The sequence below is a fragment of the Bacillus pinisoli genome (assembly GCF_023036475.1).
GTDB classification, from domain to species: Bacteria; Bacillota; Bacilli; order Bacillales; family SA4; genus Bacillus_BS; species Bacillus_BS pinisoli.
The window spans coordinates 75,583-93,876 of the sequence record NZ_JAJQKI010000007.1; the positions used below are offsets into that span (position 1 = coordinate 75,583).

Here is an 18,294-nt window from a genome sequence, read left to right on the forward strand (position 1 = left end):
GTTTAAACACAAAATTTTCTTATTCAATCATACTAAGAAACACTAAATGATTTCTGTAACCTATCTTACATAAATTTTAACGTGGAGTATAGATGACTTTTCGATACGAGCTTTGCAAAAGAAGTGTTAAAAATGTAAGGTAACTTACTGATTGCAGAGTGAAAAAGTAATAGAATTAACAATGAAATTAAAACTAATTAAGGAGTGAGATTTGTGAAGAAATTTGCAATCTTCGTACATGCATCTGAAACTGAAGGAGCTAAAGCATTACATTCGTTATTATATGCACAAGAGCTTCATGAAGCAGGTCATCAAGTAAAAGTTATTTTTGATGGAGCGGGAACCGTCTGGGTTAAATTGTTTGAAGACCCGCATCACAAATTTAATCCATTATACAAAGTAGTAAAAAAACTTGGAGTCATTGAAGGCGTCTGTGAGTTTTGCGCTGGCGCATACGGTGTAAATGAAGAAGTTAAGCAATCCGGACATGTCTCATTGGGTGACATTAATGGACATCCGAGTTTAGTCAAGTTTATCGAAGAAGGGTATCAAATTATAACATTATAAGTAACAAAAAAAGTAATGTGGCTCAAATGGTCACATTACTTTTTTTCTAGGTGATAAAAGGAAGGGGTTACATTACAGTTTGCTGTAAAACTATTACTCTAATTTTGGTGAACGTCTATGATTGGTTGCTTGTTCATAAGCATAAGCATATTTAATTAGTATTGGTTCACTGAATGGGCGTCCTACCATTTGCAATCCTGCTGGAAGTGTTCCATAGCTATACCCCATAGGAACTGTTAGCGCAGGGAAGCCTGTTGGTGGACTCATTTGATAGCTATTGTTTCCATGTGGACTTTCCAAATCACCTACTTTTCGAGGAGGATAGTTCCAAGTTGGAAAAATAATGATGTCCACATCTTGATCCGTCATTGCTTTTAAGATAGCCAGACGGTAGACCTCACGATTTACCTCGGATTTGAAAAAGTCTGGATTCCCCTCAAGTGGAAGCTCTACACTTTGGGCATATTTCAACCCTTTTTGAATAGAAGGGTGGTATTGACCAGAATTAATGATATCGTCAAGGGTTTTTACAGGTGCATTGGGTCCGAGTGTTTCTAGGTATGCATTGATATCCTTTTTCATCGTAAAAGGTCCGTTTGTATCTTCAAAAAGTTTCTCTAAGTTTGAGATGTGAAAGTCATCTACAATTTTAGCACCTTGATTTTCTATATCCTGAATGGCTTTTTCCATTATTTCTCTTACCTCAGGATCTATTTGGTCAGTAGGAAAGTACTGGCGAAGAACACCAATTTTTGCATCCTTAAGACCGTTTTTATCCAAATAATCTAAGTAACTCCCAACGGTATTTCCTATACTTTTTGCTGTAATAGGATCATTCGTGTCGTATCCAGCGATTGCCTCTAAAATGATTGCTGCATCTGTAACAGTTCTAGCTAATGGACCACCAATGTCTTGACCTAAAATGATAGGAACAATCCCATCGCGACTAGTAAGTCCCATTGTTGAACGGATCCCGACTAAGCTAGTATGAGCACCGGGTCCTCTAATTGAATTACCTGTGTCGGTTCCAAGGCCAACGGCTGCAAAGTTTGCAGCAATTGCAGCAGCTGTACCGCCACTTGATCCAGCAGGAACCCTTTCAATGTCATAAGGATTTAAAGTTGTTCCACCGATAGAGCTAACGGTTTCGTTTGGACTAAATGCAAATTCAGCCATATTAGACTTTGCTATAATAACGGCGCCTGCTTCACGTAATTTTGCAACTTGATAGGCATCATCAGGTGGAACAGACCCTTCAAGTGACTTAGATCCAGCAGTTGTTGGCATATCGTATGTATCATAATTATCTTTGACAATGATAGGTATGCCATGTAAAATTCCGCGGGGCCCTTTTTGTAATCGTTCTTCGTCCAGCTCAGCAGCCGTTTCAAGGGCTTTCCTGTTGATAATGGTAATTGCATGAATAATAGAATCATATTTCTCAATTCTATCTAAGTACATTTGGACAAGTTGTTTGGATGTAATATTTCCTTGTGACATAGCGTGTTGTAATTCAAGGATTGTAGCTTCCTCAAGTTTAAACGACATGGTTCAACCTCCTTTAGTGGGGTATATAAGGTGCGGATTGGCCTTATGTATTTTACTATTTAGAGAGACGAAATATTTATTAATTAGTATATGATAGATTTTATTTTGATACTAGTCGTAATTAACATAATAGAACTTCTCAGTTATTTTATATTGAAATAAGAACATTTGTTCTATATAATTGTTATATATAACCACTAAATCATCCACTTTAACTTCATTTTGCTAAGAATTAGCTGGAATTTTCTCCTATATTTTTTCTAAGTCTTTGTTCTTTTCAAAACTTAAAGAGGGAAGTACTTAACACTCTTCTCGAAATCAAATTTTTCAATTAAAGGAGATTTTTTATATGTGGGAACTAATCAATGGAAAGTTAGTACAAAAGAAAGTTTCATCAAGAGTAAAATTTAGAACTAATATCAGTGAATTAGTCTTATTAGAAGTAGATAGATTGTCCCTTAAATATGAAATCCCCAAAAATCACATTATTGAAATGGCTTTAAAAACCCTTATTCTAAATGATGTTATTATTACCAATACAATGGTTAAGCCCAAAGATAGAATTCAGTACAAGACCACTTATGATAAAGAATTACTAGAACAAGTAAGAGATTATGCAAAAAAAAATAAAATACACGTAAATCAACTAATTGAATACAGCATGGGTTTAATTATACAAGAATAACTTTTTGTCTAAATGAAGAGGAGGTAAGGTGAGATGACTAGGAATAAGGGTATTACCGATAGGGAAATTATTAGTATGTATAAGAATGGTATACCTTTCAAAGATCTGGAAAATATAGTTGGAATCTCATCAAGGTCTATTCGAAATATTTTATATAAACACAATATAGAAATGAATCGTATGCAATACTCGGGACAACCACGGAAACATAAAGTTAATACAGACTTTTTTAAGAAATGGTCACATGAGATGGCGTGGATTTTAGGACTCATTGTGACAGACGGTTGTATTAGCAAAAAACATCATAGCGTAACCATTACACAAAAAGACGAACGAATTATCCAATTAGTAGCAAAACTTATGGATGCAGATTACATTTTGGCTAGTGGTCTAAAGACACCAACTTTACAAATTAATTCAAAAGTTATTAAAGAAGACCTTGGTAAGTTGGGGATACATCCAAATAAATCATTATCAGTTGAGTTTCCGGAAGTTCCATCACATTATGTACCTTCATTTATAAGGGGAGTTATTGATGGAGATGGATGGGTTGATCCAGAAGGTTATAAGTTAACAATTACTTCCGCAAGCATGTTATTTTCTAAAGGTTTATTGGATGTGTTTAGATCATGGAATCTTAATGCATGTATAAGAGAATATAAAACTCAAATAGGTAATCCTGTTTATAGAATTCATGTAATTGGTAAGAATGATTTGATGCGCTTATCAAATATACTATACGTTATTGAAATTGGTACTTTTATTAACTATAAAAGATTAAATATGTCACAACATTCTAAGGAACAGATGCATTATTTAGAAGATCTGATAAAATTCCAAAACTTTATAATAATAAATAAATTGTAGAGTAGAAGAGCTTACGATTGTATAAGTTTTTTTACTTTTACATTTTTTCTAGTTTACATAATATCTATTATCGGTAACAATTAATTAAAACAAAAATATATCTCATAATCATAAGTAAACTCGATTTTGAGATAAAAAATTAAAATAAAAAGACCTTAGAGTTTTCTAAAGTCTTTACACTAACTATTGAAATGGCATCCACATTACACACCACACATTATTATTGTCTTTCTCTAATTTAAATTGTAGAATCTCACCATCTTGTATAAACTCTATATTTGTACGATTTGGACTTACATGATTAATAGTAAATTCTCTTACTTTACCAAGTTTTCTCATAAACGTATCAATATTTTTTACATTAGCTACATTCTTAGACTCTGCTACATATTGGTCAATTGAAATGCTATCTTTATTTAGATCATGGTAATAATATAATGTTTCAAAATCCTGTCCTGCTTGCGTGTACATATACAGTTTAAATACATCAAACGGCTGTAAATTCGCTAATAAAACTGGTTTTTTTTCTTTATTCTCTTTAAAAATTTCAAAAATATGGACTAATTTGTCTTCTAGTATTAATAGAGATTTATCAAGCTGAACTTTAATTGGTTGATCTGTGATAAATTTATGAATTACCTTTTGGTTATTTTCAGTTTCAGTATATAAATATTCAATTTCAGATCCATCTGGGATGAATTGTTGCAGTTGAGAAAAAGCTTCATCTGTTAACTGGAAGGTAGAAAAAATTCCGTTACTGTCAATTTTTACAGACCGAGAATCAATGACCCCTACAAGCTTTCCATTCCCTTTGAAAATAGATTTTTCCACAATCAAGTCCATCATCACTTTACCATGCTCTTCTTTAGTTGTTAAAAAAGCTTCTGTAACATATTTTCCTTTTGGTAAAGATGGTAGGATAAATTCTTTTTCTATTAAGTCTTTAGATTTAATTACTACTTCTTTTTCTCCTTGAGTAACTGTGGGGTTCTCAACTGAATGTTGATAAACCTTTTGACCATTTACATCGTAGATTATTAAGTCTGCATACAATTCGCTTGAAAAAGTAAGTATCTGCTCTTCATTTGAAATATTTTCAACTTTATAGACAACATGAATCTCATGATTCACCTCTTCCGCTTTCACATACGTTTTAAACGTAGTTAACACTTCTTTTGAGTCTTCAACTGAATTCCTACCACTTACTTCTTCAATGGAAGATCCACACCCGCTAGCAAATGCAATGGTTAATGCAGAACTAACCAATAGTATCATTTTTTTATGTTTCATATTCTCTATCTCCTTCATAGTGATCATTTACATAATCTTAGACGTGGTAAGACGGAATCTGTTACAAAGTCATGTTATTTTTTTACAATTGTTTCATTCGTAAGATCTGTTACATCATGTAGAAACCAAAAAAATCAAAAGCTGAATCTAACAATTCTGAGGATGGATAGGTATCGCTAATATTAATTAGTATTTAAAGCTGTACCAATTAAATAGATTATCATATATAATGAGGAAACTACTTTGTTAAGGAGTGAATGAAAATGGCTAAATCTAAAGCTAAAAAATGTAGAGAAAAACTAGTTCGCGAAGGAAAAAGGAATCCTGAGAACAGTAGAAGCCCCTTTGCTTTTATGGACTTAACGACAAAGAAAACAAAAACCAAGAAAGATCTACTCTATCGTAATAAATATAAGAACCAACATTCCAATCAAGGAAATGATGGTTCTTTTTATTTTGCATAACTGAATGACTTGAAAACTAACAATCCGCTCTTCCCTCCTTTCTCCATTACCAATAAGCCCACACCTTGCTAACTCTTGTCTCATAGTATAAAAACGCCTGATGGTTTCGTTATTACCATTTGGACTTTTTATGACCAGGAGTGAGTTGGTTGAAATTCAATCATGATAAAGTTATTTTTTTCTTCTTATTCGTTTCTGTTAGTTTGGGCGCTCTCTTATGCTCAGGTGGAAACCATTCTAATCAAACTACTCCTCAATCACAAGGTCAACCGCAAATCGTTAACGCGTTTGAAAGGTTTTTAACTGGCAATGTACAAGGATTACTTGACAACCAGACTAACAACAATTTGCTATTAAATAATACGGGTAATGACTCCAACGAACTTACACATGAATTTAGTAAAGAAAGAGCTGTAGAAGTTACGAATAGAATTAATAACAAGTTAAAGAACTCAACACCTAATAGCGAAGAAGAAAATACTAATGCTGATGGGAATAACTCAGGTAATACTAACAAGGTAGATTTAAATTCAGGGGATTTACCAGAGATTATTTGGGGAATTGACTCTGCAAGTGAAACAACAGAAGAATTCTATCGATGTGTAAGTGATAATTTTGGAAATCCTGTAGTGTTTGGTCGCTACCTAGGTGAACGAGAAGGTGTGTCAGCAGGCCTTACAACAGAACAGGTAAATCTAATCCATGAAAAAGGAGATTATATTCTACCAATCTTTAATCATTTTAATCATGCAACAGGTTATGAGAAAGGTGTTACAGAAGCAGAAGAAGCAATTCGTTTTGCTGAGGAAGTTGGTGTACCATCTGGAGTGGCACTCTTTGCAGACATTGAACCTAACTACCCGGTTGACTCAGCTTTCATTAAAGGATGGTATGAGACGATTGCAGCGTCGGATTATAAATCTGGTATTTATGGTATTTTTGACCCTGCACGTGACCTTTATACTGCCTATAACAATGCAGTCGCAGAGGATCCTAATATTCAAGAAAATAATATCATTTGGACAGCATCTCCTAATACAGGTATCACAACAGAGGAGAATGCGCCTGATTTCAATCCTGAGGCACCAGAAGGATCTCTTGCTTGGGGATGGCAATATGGAATTGATGCAGAGGCTTGCAATATTGACACAAATCTCTTTAAACGCGAGATTATTCAATCTCTTTGGGGACCTGGATCAAAATAATAAAAATTAACCTCTTCAAAATTAGAAGACGTTAATTTTTATTAACAGGCTCTTGTTTATATTTTAGTAAAAACGGAACAAACAAAGAGATAAAAAAACCTACAAAAATCATAATCGATAGTTTTGGCAAAAGCGATAGCATAGACAATAACTCGCCAAATACCAACATCGGTACAATTACAAGTAATGTTACTAAGGCTTGTGAGCCATTTGTTACTTTATAGGTTTTACTACATTTTTGGCATTTCATTGGTTTGTATGCCGTCCATATATTTTTAAATATATTCTTCCAGGTAAATGCATGGCCACATTCAATACATGTGTGATTATTCAAAAGTCATCATCCTAAATATTCGTTTACTTTCACTTTAACACAATTCTATCCTGACTTACATGTCAAAAATCTAGCAATTATAACAACATGGTGTCAGCGTCACGTTTTTAGACCTCAAGGAGCTCACGCAAGAGCCAAATTATAAGAAATTACTTTAGTTGCCTAAACACCAAAAAAGCTGCTCAAATCTGAGCAGCTTTACGGCTTTAGCACCACTTTAATGCAATCATCCTCACGGTCATTGAATATTTTATACCCGTGACTCGCTTCATTTAGATTGAGTTTATGTGTGATCATGTCTTTTGGATCAAACTCTTTATTTATTATCTTTTTATACAGTTCAGGCATTAAATGAATGACAGGAGCTTGTCCCATTTTAACGGTTATATTTCGTGAGAAAAAGGCACCAAGTGGGAAATTATTGTAGTTTGCACCATAGACGCCAGTTAATTGAACGGTTCCAAATTTCCGTACGGCCTTTGTTGCGATTTGGATAGCACCTAGTGTTCCACCTTGAAGCTTCAATTTCTGCTCAATATATTCAAGTGGTGATTTCTTCCCATCCATTCCAACACAATCAATGACAACGTCAGCACCGCCACCAGTGATTTCTTTAATATGCTCTCCCATATCTGGATATTCAGTGAAATCGAACGTCTCCACCTTATTCGTTTGCTTCGCATGATGTAATCGGTAGCCTAAATAATCAACTGCGATGACACGTTTGGCTCCTTCCATCCAAGCGAATTTTTGAGCCATGAGTCCAACTGGTCCACAACCTAAAACTACAACTGTATCCCCTTTTTTTACACCGGCATGAAGAACACTCCAATAGGCAGTAGGTAGGACATCACTTAAGAATAATAAGGATTCATCCTCAAGTTCACAGGATTCTGGTACAAGGAAAGGTGTAAAGTTTCCGTAGGGTACCTTTAGATATTCGGCTTGCCCACCTGGATGGTCACCAAATTTTTCTGTATATCCAAAATAACCACCTGAATCATAGTGTGGGTTAGAGTTATCGCATTGACTTTCCATTTCATGCTGACAATAAAAACATTCTCCACATGAAACATTAAAAGGAATGACGACCCGGTCTCCTTTTTTTACTTTGGTCACGTCTGGTCCTACCTCTTCTACGATACCCATCGGTTCATGCCCTATAATATAACCTTCTGGCAAGGGCATGTTCCCTTGGTATAAATGCAAATCTGAGCCACAAATAGCGGTAGTTGTGATCTTTACAATTATATCATCTTGTTTTTCAATTTTCGCATCGGGTACCTCTCTTACCTCAACTGAGTTGGGACCTTTGTAGGTTACAGCTTTTATCGTCATGCACCTCCATCAACTATATAAATATAGTTTCCATCCAATGACATAATCTTACTCTTCCATGTTATGTTATTTTTTGAAAGGTTCTTTTCGCACACTTTGTTGCTTTTTATGAGTTTGGATGAGAGTAACCCGTCTCGTTTCATTTAACTTAGAAAAGAGTAATTCAAATAAAACAGAAGCATATTAACTTTTTATCTATAGTTAATATGCTTCTGTTTTCTATTTAAATTGTGGATTATTTTAACGCAATAAGCCGACCATCTTCTGAGTAAACTGATAGGCCTAACCGTTGTAAATGTTTTCTAATCCCGCTTCGTTCCCAAGTTTTAAAAATGGGAACATCAAGCGTATTTTTGGGATAAAAAATACCTATGTTAGTTAGTTCTTCAAATGTTAATCCTTGAAGGACATACTGTTCAATCAGTTCATCTCTTTTTGCAATAATTGAAAGAAATTTTTCCATCTCACGGCTAAACTCTTGCTTCGTAAAGATTCCTTTTTGATGACCTGTTATAAAAGTGTCAGCATCCAATTCTAATAAGCGGGAGCCAGTGGTGATGAAATCCTCTATATTACCATCCGTCCCGTTATACCAAGGTCCAAAAGAAGTCATATCATAATCGCTTACATATACGACCCCTAATTCAGGAAAGTATGGAGAGCTTAGACCAGCTGTATGACCAGGGGTATGTAAAAAATGTACTTTTACTCCACTAAAAGAATACTCTATTTCGTATTCATAAGTGCTTGTAATCTCGCCGATGCTTTGAATCCATTGCTCAGGAAGATTGTTTTTCCACATTTCAATACCGGCTTGCCCCCACTCTTGGTAAATCCCGTTTGATCTGGCAATGCCATCAATCGTTCTTGCATGTTGAAACTCGATAGTATTCAACCACTTTTCAGCTTGAGGAAATAAATAATTATGTTGCGTATGATCAGGATGGTAGTGTGTATTTATAATGAGATCTATTCCTTCTTCCTGATGTAATTGTATTAAGGTGTTAGAATCTGCTCCTGAATCTATAAGTACCTTTTCTGATGAGTGAATATATAAACTCCTTGAAAATGGTACCTTGCTTTTATTTGGACCTTCAATAATGGATAAAGGGCCGATACGCTTCATACTTATCACTTCTTTCATGTAATTATTATGTTAAAAAAATGAGTTTGAATGAACACTCATTCATTATATCATAATATACATTAATTAATAAGAAATGTAACAGAAAAAAGCACACTCTAATTTTAAGGGGTTCCGTTAAGGGAGGGAAAACCTTAAATTCCTCCCAAACTAGCAGCATAAAAAGCAATATAAATAACAGTAATTTAACAGTGAAAAACCCAGAGTCGTTAGCTCTCGGTTTTTGTGTCTATATTATCTACTTGTTCCGTTAAAGCACCCGTTTGTTGAAGATATTATTACATATCGCTCGTATATTTTTCAGGTAGTAACTCCATTACATTGCACTTCACTAATTTATCATTATAAGAAATAATTACATCAGTATTTTTTCCATAATCACTAATTAACTCTCGACACATACCACAGGGTGCAACTACCCAACATTTTTCTATATCTTCGTGAGGATGAGGGTGAGCAACTGCTACAATTGTTTCAAATTCGTGGTCTCCTTCAGAGATAGACTTACCAATAGCCATAGCTTCTCCGCATACTGTTATTCTTCCCACATTCGCTTCTACGTGAACTGCTGAAAAAACATTACCTTTTATGGTTCTAACTGCAGAACCGATGTGATGTCGACCATACCTATAATTCTTTTCTATTACTTCCTCTGCTTGCTTTATCAATTGATAGTCTCTATCTTCTAAAGGTCTAACTTTTAACATAATTGTGCTCTCCCCTTTTGATTGCGCATTTTTATCTATTATTCAACAATCCTGCTCCGTTAATGGAATATCCATTATTTACAATTGTATCACACAATTCCTTACAAGAGCTCATATCAGCAAGAACAGGGTACGAATTGACAAGTCATTTCCCCCCTAATTAGTACCTCATTTTTTAGCTGCACAATAATTATTGTACACTTGCTAATTAATATGTTATTTGAAGTGTTAATTTGCCACATAATTGATTAAAAACATTGTTATACCAACAAATAAAGCAGGTCTAATCCCTATGCGAATTAGCCTGCTATTTATACTGTGATTTGTAATTTTCTCTCCCAAAACGGAACCCCATACTCTAATTTCGAATGTGTCTTTAATCATTTCTTAAAGTTTGCCTACAGTACTTTATTTGTTCTTTCAATCTTCTCTTAATTTACTATATATTATATGGTCTACATAGTGATCATACAGCCATTCTGCATTTTGTACCTTACCTTCATTGATAAATCCAAGTCTCTCTGGAATAGCTCTGCTTTTAATATTTTCATCTGCTACACGGATCTCTACTCGGTTTAAGTCCACCTCCAATGAAATATAATTTATTTTTCAAATAAACTATTCCTTATAACGTCATAAACTTCTCTTTAAAAATAGGACTTAACTGACTCCATACATCAAAGATATTCCCATCAAGATCTTGAAATACAAAATTCTGACCAGCGTGCCCTCTACTTTCAATCTCACCTACTATCATTCCAGAATCTTTAAATTCTTGATGTAACAGATGTAAGCATTCAAGCCCGTCTACTTCAAATGTTATGGAAAAATGCTCGTTATCATATGAGTCTATAAAATTTGCATTTTGTTTCTCTCTTGATTTAACAAGAAAAATACTTTGATTTGCAAGATTTAGAATGGACTTAGTTTCGTCCTGATAACTGAGTGTTGCTCTAAGTTTTTTTACATACCATTCTGTTGATTCTTTAACATCTTTTACAGGTAAATAAGTTGTGCCCACTCTGATAAGCTTGGAACCCAATTCAATCACTCTCCTATGTTTATGTATGATCACGAAAGAATGTTTGGACTAGCTTCTGGTAAGTAAAGAAATAAGAAGGAATTTGTTCTTTATTTAAATTTTCTTCTAATGCTTGCGCTAGTTCTGAATAATACCAGGCCTGTTGCTTTTCACCTCTTTTAAAATGGGACCAAATATCGTCTACAGTTTCTGAACTCGTCATAAGACTTCTTAAGTTATCGAGTTTATCAGCGGCGACAAGACATTTGATTTCAAAGCTTGCCGTTCTGACGAGGTCAATGGTGTGTTGTTTACGTTCTTCCCATGTTTTCGATTTATCTTCTGTATTGCCTGCTACAATAGAAGCAATATTAGATCCAAATTCGTTCTTAATATCAAGTATCGTTGCGTTCGTATCTTCGACTGTATCATGTAAATAACCAGCAGCGATTATTTCGTCAGACATGCCAGCTTCTTGTAATATAGTGGCAACACCTTCTGGATGTATAAAATAAGGATCATCTGTCAATCTCCTCAATTGCCCTTCATGAGCTTGTTGTGCAAAGTTCCTTGCTTTCTCAATTAGATCCATGGTTTTTTGTACCCTTTCTTTAGTAAAGTCTCTTTGCATAGCTTTCATCTAAAGACTCATTTATGGATTCAATGGTTAAATCTTCTTGTTTAAGATGGTCCTTCAAAATTTCTGCCATGGTCGGTAATGTTTCACGATTTGGCCAACTACTGGTGTTCCATAAATTTGAACGCTTAAAAGCCTTCGCACAGTGCATAAACACCTCTTGTACTTCAACAACTATTGCTAAATTAGGTACTTTGTTTTGAGCGGTTAGTTTTTCTAACCAAGCCTCATCACGTGTAATGAAAGCTTTTCCGTTTACGCGTAACGTTTCTTCCATTCCTGGAATGATAAAAATGATTCCAATATATGGGTTTGAGAGGATGTTATAAACGGAATCTACGCGTTTGTTGCCTGGTCTTTCAGGAATAATAATGTGATGGTCATCGGCAATGTGCACAAACCCAGCTCCATCCCCTCTCGGCGAAGCGTCACACGTTCCATTCTGATTAGAAGTGGAGATTACACAAAATGGTGAGTGCTTAATTAGAGTTTTACTATATTTATCTAACTTTCTAATGACTTTATTTTCTGCGAGTTTACTAGGCTCTCCTAATAGTTGACGCAATTCTAGTTCTGAAGTGATAAGTTTATTAAACTCTAATTTTTTCACATTCATTTTTGTTTCCTCCACTGTTTTTCTTACATATTACCATATTTTCCTAAGGGTCATTATTACTTTAATCTATAATCAAACGCTGATGCAGTTTAAACTGTTTAAAATCTTCAATTACCTTATGATGAAAGGATGTCCAGAAATAATTTGTGCCTTCTGGTATATGGTCATTAGGAAAGAACTTTACCTGACTAGTTTCATCGCTTTTATACTTTAAGTTACCTGTCCAGCGCTCTACCCAGAATAAGGTTTCAAACAGCTGATATTCGTCGCCAAAACTGTTTTTCATTTTGTAATTTGGATTTGTATAGAGGGCAACGACGTGAGCAAATTCTACATTTAAGCCAGTTTCCTCTTTTACCTCGCGAACAAGGCAATCGTAAATAGATTCATCTAATTCAATGGAACCCGCTGGCATTCCCCATTTTCCTTCTCCTTTTCGTTCTATGAACAAAATCTTACCTTCCGAATCTTCTATTATCGCTCGAATGGATGGAATGATTAGTTTTTGATTTCCAACGACAGTTCTTATTTTGCCAACATAACTATCTTCCCATTTCAAAGCCAGTTCACCATCCCTCTTTACTTAGCTTACAGCTATCTAAAAGATTTACATTAAAAGACAGATATAACAAGAGACAGTAGAAAAATATCTACTGTCTTGCTAGACGCTTCATTCCACTAACATTAAATAAATGGTGTTCACGAAAGCAAAAATTCTTACGATAAGAGCATAATTATTGCCACTTCTCTCTGAAACGTTCGACTTTTGGGAAAAAGAATTGGACAAATGGTCCAACAGAAAAAGCAATAATGATTGTACCAACCCCAATTGGACCACGGAATAAAAGGGCGAGTACTAAAGCAATTAGTTCTGCTATAGTTTTGGCCATCATTAAATTAACCTTCAGTCTGTGTTGAATCGCTAGCATAAATCGGTCTATAGGGATGAGTGGATATTTTGCCTGTAAATACACAGAAATCCCAAAGGAAAGGAACAAAAGACCTAAGATTAATACCACTAATTTAATAAAAAAAGTATTTGGTTCAAGTTCGTTTAACACATAAAGCAACCAAAAATCGATTAAGCCACCTACAATGACAATGGTAAAAACGGCAAAAATATCGGGTTTATTACGTAATAAAAAAGCGTTGACAGTAATTAAGATTAACCCTACTATGATTACCCAGCTACCGACGGTGAATCCAATTGTATTAGAAAGTCCAACATTCAAGGCATCCCAGGGACCAGCCCCAAGATCTGATTTTATTGTTAAGGTAACGCCAAATGACAAGATAATGAGACCTATTAAGTAAAAGGCCAATTTGACAGCATGCATAGTTGTTGCTCCTTAGTTGATAGTATGATTAGGTAGTGATATGTTTTAACTTTCCTTATCATTTATAGCATTTCAAAAGTTTTATATTTTATTTAGTCTCTTTAGGTTAATGTTGAAAGAAAAGATGATGACAGTATTATTGCTTATGTAAGATTCCTAAATATTCTTTCCAAGGGCCTACATCTTCTCTATAGCGGTTTGCCATTACTCGTGTAATCTGAGACAGATGTGTAAGATCATGTACAACCCAAGTAGAAATTAACTCCCTCACCTTTACAACCCCAAATGCAGGATGCGATCCAGTTTTCTCTAGCTGCAACTCAGTGTCTATAAGTGATTTTAATGTGTTTATATTTTCATTTCTTATTATTTTAAATTGAGTAAGCTTTTCTTCAATGGATCTCTCGCTCAGAGTTATATGTGAGAATCGATCAAAGGGTGGGAATGTATTCTTCTCTCCATCTGCTAGCATAGTTTTCAGCCTTGGAATCCAGTTGTGTTTTTCTGCTTCAATAAGATGTTCTAAGACTTCAGAGATAGTCCAAGTTCCTTCTCCTTCATTTATACATAACCAAGGATGAGAAAGTCCTTTCAGAAACTGCTCCATAGATTGTGGGGTGCGCTTAAGTACTTCAATGGCTTCATCTAGAATAAAATTCAATGTAACTCCTCCTAATGGCTGAATAATATGTGAGGTAATATCACAACATACTTCTATGAAAACTATTCAATACTACACACTGATCTTTATTGGGTTTATTTTATGGGCGGTACTATTATTCATATATATGTATCATGAGGGAGTGTTTAGGCTACTTGAGTATTAATATCTTAGCTGGACGTAATCCAACATGTGTAAGTCACTGACTTCTTGCTATTGCTTATATGGTAACAAATGGAAACATATTATTAAACATAAAAATAGTGACCAAATCAAAAGATTTGGTCATTACATATTAGCAAATAGTTGTTTTCTTTTTCTTTCCAATGTAGCCTTTATCTTTTATTTTATTAATATAATCCTTTGCATTGGGGACTTTACACGCAGTGTTCCCTACATCAACATGTACTTTTCCAATCCTGTCAGCAATAAGAAGGGCCTCCTCATGTAAAGGCTCAACGAAGCTTCCTACACAGATGACGAATTGGTTCATCGCATACCTAACTCTGTTCCGTTCAGCATGAATGCTTTTTTCTACATGTTGCAAGTAGCTAGTTATCTCATTCATATCTAAATGTTCTGTAGGCGTGATGGATAAATAATGTGCATATGTAGACCATCCTGTTACAGCAATCATCTCCTGATCGGAAAGAATCCACTCCTTCGCTAACTCTAAAGCGAACCTACTTTCAGCAGCCACTCCTGCAACCGTATATTCAGCAAGCATATACCAATTTGCAGCTCTAACCCACTCTTGTAGCACTTCTTTCTCCATTAGTTTTGGATTAACAGACAGCCCAGCTAAATACATGGCGTCATGGTTCCCTGTTGAATAAAGAGCCAGTCCAAGTTCTTGATCCTTTTTCACGTGTTTGACTAGTTTCTTCAAATCTCCAACTTTAACACCATGTAATGGCTCTTTTGCTCCATGTGCTAGATAAATCTTCTTTGTCTGTTCTGATCCATATTCCTGTAATTGATCCATGATTTCACTAATTGTCATATGAACCACCTACTTATCCTAATTTGTTTAATCTAGTCGTTTGAGCTAATTCACTTGAACGGCAATATCGCTGAGATTTGCCAAATAACTATGATTGAATCCCTACACGGTCAAGAGAATTTCTATTTATAAAGGTTGACGAGATAAATTCCATTCGGTAATTCAGGATTTTTAAATGCCTCTAACACGACCTGCACATTATATCCCACTGTAAAATCATATAAATTAGCTGTATTTCCTCTAAGCGACTCAATCAGATGATCGAATAGTGTACCTACATGTATACCTTCAGTTGAAATAGACTCATAAGGTTGTCCTACTTTTCCACCTTTTAAATTTCCCCAGTTTTCAAGAAACAATGAGCCTTCAGTACCATGAACAACTAACTCTACTCTTTCTGGACCAGGAACCTGGCTAATTCCATCTAGATATACATTAATTCCATTATCGAGTACTAGTTTCGCATTTACTCCATTTTCACATAAGGTTTCATCTTCTGGATAAGATACTTCACCTTGAATAAAGTTTATTTGACCAAAGTTTTTCTGGATAAATTGAATCCAATGGGCACCTACCTCTAAAATGTAACCCCCTTGTTCTCTTTTGCCAACCCAACTATTTTTTTGCCAAAAACGTGGCCACTCTGGAAAGTGAAGGTTTAAATCAATTCTTCTAATTGAACCAATGTATCCTGACTGGATCAGACTCATCATTTTATACATTTGTGCCTGATAGTTTAGCGGGAAGTTCATCATATGTATAAGGGAAGTATTCTCTACCGCCTGAAGCATGGAGTTAGCTTCTTCAATAGAATTTGCTAAAGGCTTTTCACAAAGAATATGAACTCCGGCTTCGATGGTATCAAGTGCAACTTGTTCATGATATTTTGGAGGCACTGCAATATAGACGATGTCTAGTTCTGCATTCTTTAATAGTTCCTGATGTGACTTAAAGTAATGTGGAATTGAGAATTCTTCAGCAATTTCTTTCGCTAGTGTCTCATTTGCATCACACACTGCAACAACTTCAAGCTGATCTGCATATTGTTCTTTAATTGGCTTTAACATTCTATTTCCAATGGCACCGAGTCCGATTATACCTAATTTAATTTTGTTCATACTGTCATTCCTCCTCTTTCTTTCATTTTAGCTAGTTTTTACTTTAGTTGCTAGCAAAATGTACCTTCTATCTAAAAGGAGAAGTAGAAATATGTGATTACAGTTGCTTCTAACTTATACTTGACCGTTTCCATCATCATGTTTAAAAGAAATGACAACGTTCTTCAAGAACATATTAGACTTGTACCTAGAAAAAGTTATAATTAATCGGGCAAAAGTCTAGTCCTCTCTTATCCAAATGACATAGTCTAAATGGAAACAATGATTTGGATAGTTGAAAGGAGACAAATAAAATGACAAACGAAAGACGACCTTTTGGTTATGGTGGCGGATATGGTGGCTTTGGACCAGGTTATGGTTTTGGATATGGAGGTAGACCAAGAAGACGACCTTTTTATGGTTATGGATATGGTAGACCGAGACCATTTTACGGCTATGGGTATGGATATGGCCCGGGCTACGGTTATGGAGGTCCACTTGGAGCTGGATTACTAGGTCTTGGATTAGGACTATTAGGTGGAAGTCCTTTTTACGGCGGATATTAGGAAATGATCTTGTTAAGAGGCCAATTTTGTAAGGCCTCTTAACAATTTAAAAAATACGTTTTTTACAAGAAATGTATGTATAATAGAAAAGAAGACTTATTTTACTAGCGTGGAGGTTTTAAGATATGACGAAAATTAGGGTTGAGGAAACGATTGATTTGATTAAGAACCTTGTATCAATCCCCAGTCCATCTGGAAATACAAATGAAGTGATTACATATGTAGATAAATATCTATCAGAATTACAAGTAGAAACGAAGAGAAATCGTAAAGGCGGACTAATCGCGACAATTCCAGGTAGAGAGAACAACAAACACCGCATGCTTACTGCTCATGTTGATACGCTTGGAGCGATGGTAAAGGAAATAAAAGCGAATGGTCGTTTAAAGATTGATTTAATTGGTGGGTTCCGTTACAACTCTATTGAAGGTGAATATTGCCAAATTCAAACCTCTACAGGAAGAGTTTATTCGGGAACCATTCTGATGCGACAAACGTCTGTTCATGTATATAAAGACGCAGGTAAAGCAGAGCGAAATCAAGAAAATATGGAAGTGCGAATTGATGAAAAGGTACATAACGCTGATCAGGTACGAGAACTGGGAATTGAAGTAGGTGATTTTATTTCATTTGATCCTCGCGTTCAAGTGCTTCCTAATGGGTATATTAAATCAAGGCATCTGGACGATAAGGCAAGTGTAGGTATCCTTTTACGACTAATAAAGGAAATTATGGAAGAGAAAATTGAATTACCATACACTACCCATTTCTTAATTTCTAATAATGAAGAAATAGGATATGGCGGTAATTCCAACATTACTCCTGAGACCATTGAGTACTTAGCTGTTGATATGGGGGCAATGGGTGATGGTCAATCTACAGATGAATACACGGTATCCATCTGTGTAAAGGACGCAAGTGGACCTTACCATTATGACTTTAGAAAAAAACTAACAACTCTAGCGGAACAAAACAATATTGGATATAAACTAGATATATATCCGTACTATGGTTCAGACGCTTCTGCTGCGATACGTTCAGGTCATGATATTGTTCATGGATTAATTGGACCGGGAATCGACTCTTCCCATGCGTTTGAACGTACACATAAGGATTCCATCGAGAATACAACTAAGCTTTTATATCATTACGTCCAATCTGACATGATACTTTAGTAGATAGAAAAACAGAGCCCCAAATGCGGGAC

Annotated in this window: 22 protein-coding genes; 7 read left to right on the plus strand and 15 right to left on the minus strand. The window is 35.1% G+C overall.

Features of this window, described 5'->3' with window-relative positions:
- Window positions 1–213: 213 nt before the first annotated feature.
- The gene (locus LT143_RS11725; RefSeq protein WP_246943186.1) at window positions 214–567 is read left to right on the plus strand and encodes a DsrE family protein; all 354 of its coding nucleotides are present in this window, start codon (window positions 214–216) and stop codon (window positions 565–567) included.
- Between the two features lie 93 nt (window positions 568–660).
- Here LT143_RS11725 and LT143_RS11730 read toward each other — a convergent pair whose 3' ends face one another.
- A complete protein-coding gene (locus tag LT143_RS11730) occupies window positions 661–2,115 on the minus strand; it encodes an amidase (protein WP_246943188.1) in 1,455 nt (484 codons plus the stop codon).
- Between the two features lie 349 nt (window positions 2,116–2,464).
- Between LT143_RS11730 and LT143_RS11735 the strand changes: the two genes are divergently transcribed.
- Window positions 2,465–2,800 carry an rRNA methyltransferase gene (locus LT143_RS11735; RefSeq protein WP_246943190.1) on the plus strand — a complete coding sequence of 112 codons (336 nt, stop codon included), beginning with the start codon at window positions 2,465–2,467 and terminating at the stop codon, window positions 2,798–2,800.
- Between the two features lie 33 nt (window positions 2,801–2,833).
- Window positions 2,834–3,667: an LAGLIDADG family homing endonuclease gene (locus tag LT143_RS11740; protein ID WP_246943192.1), complete on the plus strand. Its 834-nt coding sequence runs from the start codon at window positions 2,834–2,836 to the stop codon at window positions 3,665–3,667.
- A 183-nt stretch (window positions 3,668–3,850) separates the two neighbouring features.
- Here the strand turns inward: LT143_RS11740 and LT143_RS11745 are convergent, their stop codons facing one another.
- A complete protein-coding gene (locus LT143_RS11745; RefSeq protein ID WP_246943194.1) occupies window positions 3,851–4,957 on the minus strand; it encodes a BsuPI-related putative proteinase inhibitor in 1,107 nt (368 codons plus the stop codon).
- Between the two features lie 263 nt (window positions 4,958–5,220).
- Between LT143_RS11745 and LT143_RS11750 the strand changes: the two genes are divergently transcribed.
- Window positions 5,221–5,421: a hypothetical protein gene (locus LT143_RS11750; protein ID WP_246943196.1), complete on the plus strand. Its 201-nt coding sequence runs from the start codon at window positions 5,221–5,223 to the stop codon at window positions 5,419–5,421.
- 149 nt (window positions 5,422–5,570) lie between these two features.
- Complete coding sequence (locus tag LT143_RS11755; RefSeq protein ID WP_246943198.1) at window positions 5,571–6,626, plus strand: glycoside hydrolase domain-containing protein; 1,056 nt, start codon at window positions 5,571–5,573, stop codon at window positions 6,624–6,626.
- Between the two features lie 31 nt (window positions 6,627–6,657).
- Here the strand turns inward: LT143_RS11755 and LT143_RS11760 are convergent, their stop codons facing one another.
- The 13 genes from LT143_RS11760 to LT143_RS11820 all read right to left on the minus strand — a co-directional run bounded on the left by LT143_RS11760 (window position 6,658) and on the right by LT143_RS11820 (window position 16,542).
- The gene (locus tag LT143_RS11760; protein ID WP_246943200.1) at window positions 6,658–6,960 is read right to left on the minus strand and encodes a TIGR04104 family putative zinc finger protein; all 303 of its coding nucleotides are present in this window, start codon (window positions 6,958–6,960) and stop codon (window positions 6,658–6,660) included.
- 198 nt (window positions 6,961–7,158) lie between these two features.
- The gene (locus tag LT143_RS11765; RefSeq protein ID WP_246943429.1) at window positions 7,159–8,292 is read right to left on the minus strand and encodes a zinc-dependent alcohol dehydrogenase; all 1,134 of its coding nucleotides are present in this window, start codon (window positions 8,290–8,292) and stop codon (window positions 7,159–7,161) included.
- Between the two features lie 241 nt (window positions 8,293–8,533).
- Entirely contained in the window at window positions 8,534–9,424 is an 891-nt protein-coding gene (locus tag LT143_RS11770) for an MBL fold metallo-hydrolase (RefSeq protein ID WP_246943202.1), read from the minus strand.
- A 296-nt stretch (window positions 9,425–9,720) separates the two neighbouring features.
- Complete coding sequence (locus LT143_RS11775; protein WP_246943204.1) at window positions 9,721–10,149, minus strand: cytidine deaminase; 429 nt, start codon at window positions 10,147–10,149, stop codon at window positions 9,721–9,723.
- 420 nt (window positions 10,150–10,569) lie between these two features.
- Window positions 10,570–10,734, minus strand: a complete 165-nt coding sequence (locus tag LT143_RS11780; protein WP_336296604.1) for a GNAT family N-acetyltransferase — start codon at window positions 10,732–10,734, stop codon at window positions 10,570–10,572.
- A 40-nt stretch (window positions 10,735–10,774) separates the two neighbouring features.
- Window positions 10,775–11,191 carry a VOC family protein gene (locus tag LT143_RS11785; protein WP_246943206.1) on the minus strand — a complete coding sequence of 139 codons (417 nt, stop codon included), beginning with the start codon at window positions 11,189–11,191 and terminating at the stop codon, window positions 10,775–10,777.
- Window positions 11,192–11,210: 19 nt separating this feature from the next.
- Window positions 11,211–11,762: an HD domain-containing protein gene (locus tag LT143_RS11790; RefSeq protein WP_246943208.1), complete on the minus strand. Its 552-nt coding sequence runs from the start codon at window positions 11,760–11,762 to the stop codon at window positions 11,211–11,213.
- 19 nt (window positions 11,763–11,781) lie between these two features.
- A complete protein-coding gene (locus tag LT143_RS11795) occupies window positions 11,782–12,423 on the minus strand; it encodes a pyridoxamine 5'-phosphate oxidase family protein (protein WP_246943210.1) in 642 nt (213 codons plus the stop codon).
- Between the two features lie 61 nt (window positions 12,424–12,484).
- Window positions 12,485–12,982, minus strand: coding sequence for an NUDIX domain-containing protein (locus LT143_RS11800; RefSeq protein ID WP_246943212.1), 498 nt, complete (start codon window positions 12,980–12,982; stop codon window positions 12,485–12,487).
- Window positions 12,983–13,157: 175 nt separating this feature from the next.
- Window positions 13,158–13,760 (minus strand): YczE/YyaS/YitT family protein, encoded by a 603-nt coding sequence (locus LT143_RS11805; protein WP_246943215.1) that lies wholly within the window; start codon window positions 13,758–13,760, stop codon window positions 13,158–13,160.
- A 136-nt stretch (window positions 13,761–13,896) separates the two neighbouring features.
- Window positions 13,897–14,421 carry a DinB family protein gene (locus tag LT143_RS11810; protein ID WP_246943216.1) on the minus strand — a complete coding sequence of 175 codons (525 nt, stop codon included), beginning with the start codon at window positions 14,419–14,421 and terminating at the stop codon, window positions 13,897–13,899.
- A 295-nt stretch (window positions 14,422–14,716) separates the two neighbouring features.
- Window positions 14,717–15,424 (minus strand): DNA alkylation repair protein, encoded by a 708-nt coding sequence (locus LT143_RS11815; protein WP_246943218.1) that lies wholly within the window; start codon window positions 15,422–15,424, stop codon window positions 14,717–14,719.
- A 122-nt stretch (window positions 15,425–15,546) separates the two neighbouring features.
- Window positions 15,547–16,542 carry a Gfo/Idh/MocA family protein gene (locus tag LT143_RS11820; RefSeq protein WP_246943221.1) on the minus strand — a complete coding sequence of 332 codons (996 nt, stop codon included), beginning with the start codon at window positions 16,540–16,542 and terminating at the stop codon, window positions 15,547–15,549.
- A gap of 293 nt (window positions 16,543–16,835) precedes the next feature.
- Here LT143_RS11820 and LT143_RS11825 point away from each other — a divergent pair, with 293 nt between their 5' ends.
- Together LT143_RS11825 and LT143_RS11830 are read left to right on the plus strand one after the other, a co-directional pair.
- Window positions 16,836–17,087, plus strand: coding sequence for a hypothetical protein (locus tag LT143_RS11825; RefSeq protein ID WP_246943223.1), 252 nt, complete (start codon window positions 16,836–16,838; stop codon window positions 17,085–17,087).
- A gap of 125 nt (window positions 17,088–17,212) precedes the next feature.
- Window positions 17,213–18,262, plus strand: coding sequence for a M42 family metallopeptidase (locus tag LT143_RS11830; protein ID WP_246943225.1), 1,050 nt, complete (start codon window positions 17,213–17,215; stop codon window positions 18,260–18,262).
- The last annotated feature ends 32 nt before the right edge of the window (window positions 18,263–18,294 follow it).

Bases quoted from the DNA above. Each gene is read 5' to 3' on its own strand.
- LT143_RS11730 (WP_246943188.1), bottom strand. From the start codon at position 2,115: ATGTCGTTTAAACTTGAGGAAGCTACAATCCTTGAATTACAACACGCT.
- LT143_RS11735 (WP_246943190.1), top strand. From the start codon at position 2,465: ATGTGGGAACTAATCAATGGAAAGTTAGTACAAAAGAAAGTTTCATCA.
- LT143_RS11740 (WP_246943192.1), top strand. From the start codon at position 2,834: ATGACTAGGAATAAGGGTATTACCGATAGGGAAATTATTAGTATGTAT.
- LT143_RS11745 (WP_246943194.1), bottom strand. From the start codon at position 4,957: ATGAAACATAAAAAAATGATACTATTGGTTAGTTCTGCATTAACCATT.
- LT143_RS11750 (WP_246943196.1), top strand. From the start codon at position 5,221: ATGGCTAAATCTAAAGCTAAAAAATGTAGAGAAAAACTAGTTCGCGAA.
- LT143_RS11770 (WP_246943202.1), bottom strand. From the start codon at position 9,424: ATGAAGCGTATCGGCCCTTTATCCATTATTGAAGGTCCAAATAAAAGC.
- LT143_RS11775 (WP_246943204.1), bottom strand. From the start codon at position 10,149: ATGTTAAAAGTTAGACCTTTAGAAGATAGAGACTATCAATTGATAAAG.
- LT143_RS11790 (WP_246943208.1), bottom strand. From the start codon at position 11,762: ATGGATCTAATTGAGAAAGCAAGGAACTTTGCACAACAAGCTCATGAA.
- LT143_RS11795 (WP_246943210.1), bottom strand. From the start codon at position 12,423: ATGAATGTGAAAAAATTAGAGTTTAATAAACTTATCACTTCAGAACTA.
- LT143_RS11805 (WP_246943215.1), bottom strand. From the start codon at position 13,760: ATGCATGCTGTCAAATTGGCCTTTTACTTAATAGGTCTCATTATCTTG.
- LT143_RS11815 (WP_246943218.1), bottom strand. From the start codon at position 15,424: ATGACAATTAGTGAAATCATGGATCAATTACAGGAATATGGATCAGAA.
- LT143_RS11820 (WP_246943221.1), bottom strand. From the start codon at position 16,542: ATGAACAAAATTAAATTAGGTATAATCGGACTCGGTGCCATTGGAAAT.
- LT143_RS11825 (WP_246943223.1), top strand. From the start codon at position 16,836: ATGACAAACGAAAGACGACCTTTTGGTTATGGTGGCGGATATGGTGGC.
- LT143_RS11830 (WP_246943225.1), top strand. From the start codon at position 17,213: ATGACGAAAATTAGGGTTGAGGAAACGATTGATTTGATTAAGAACCTT.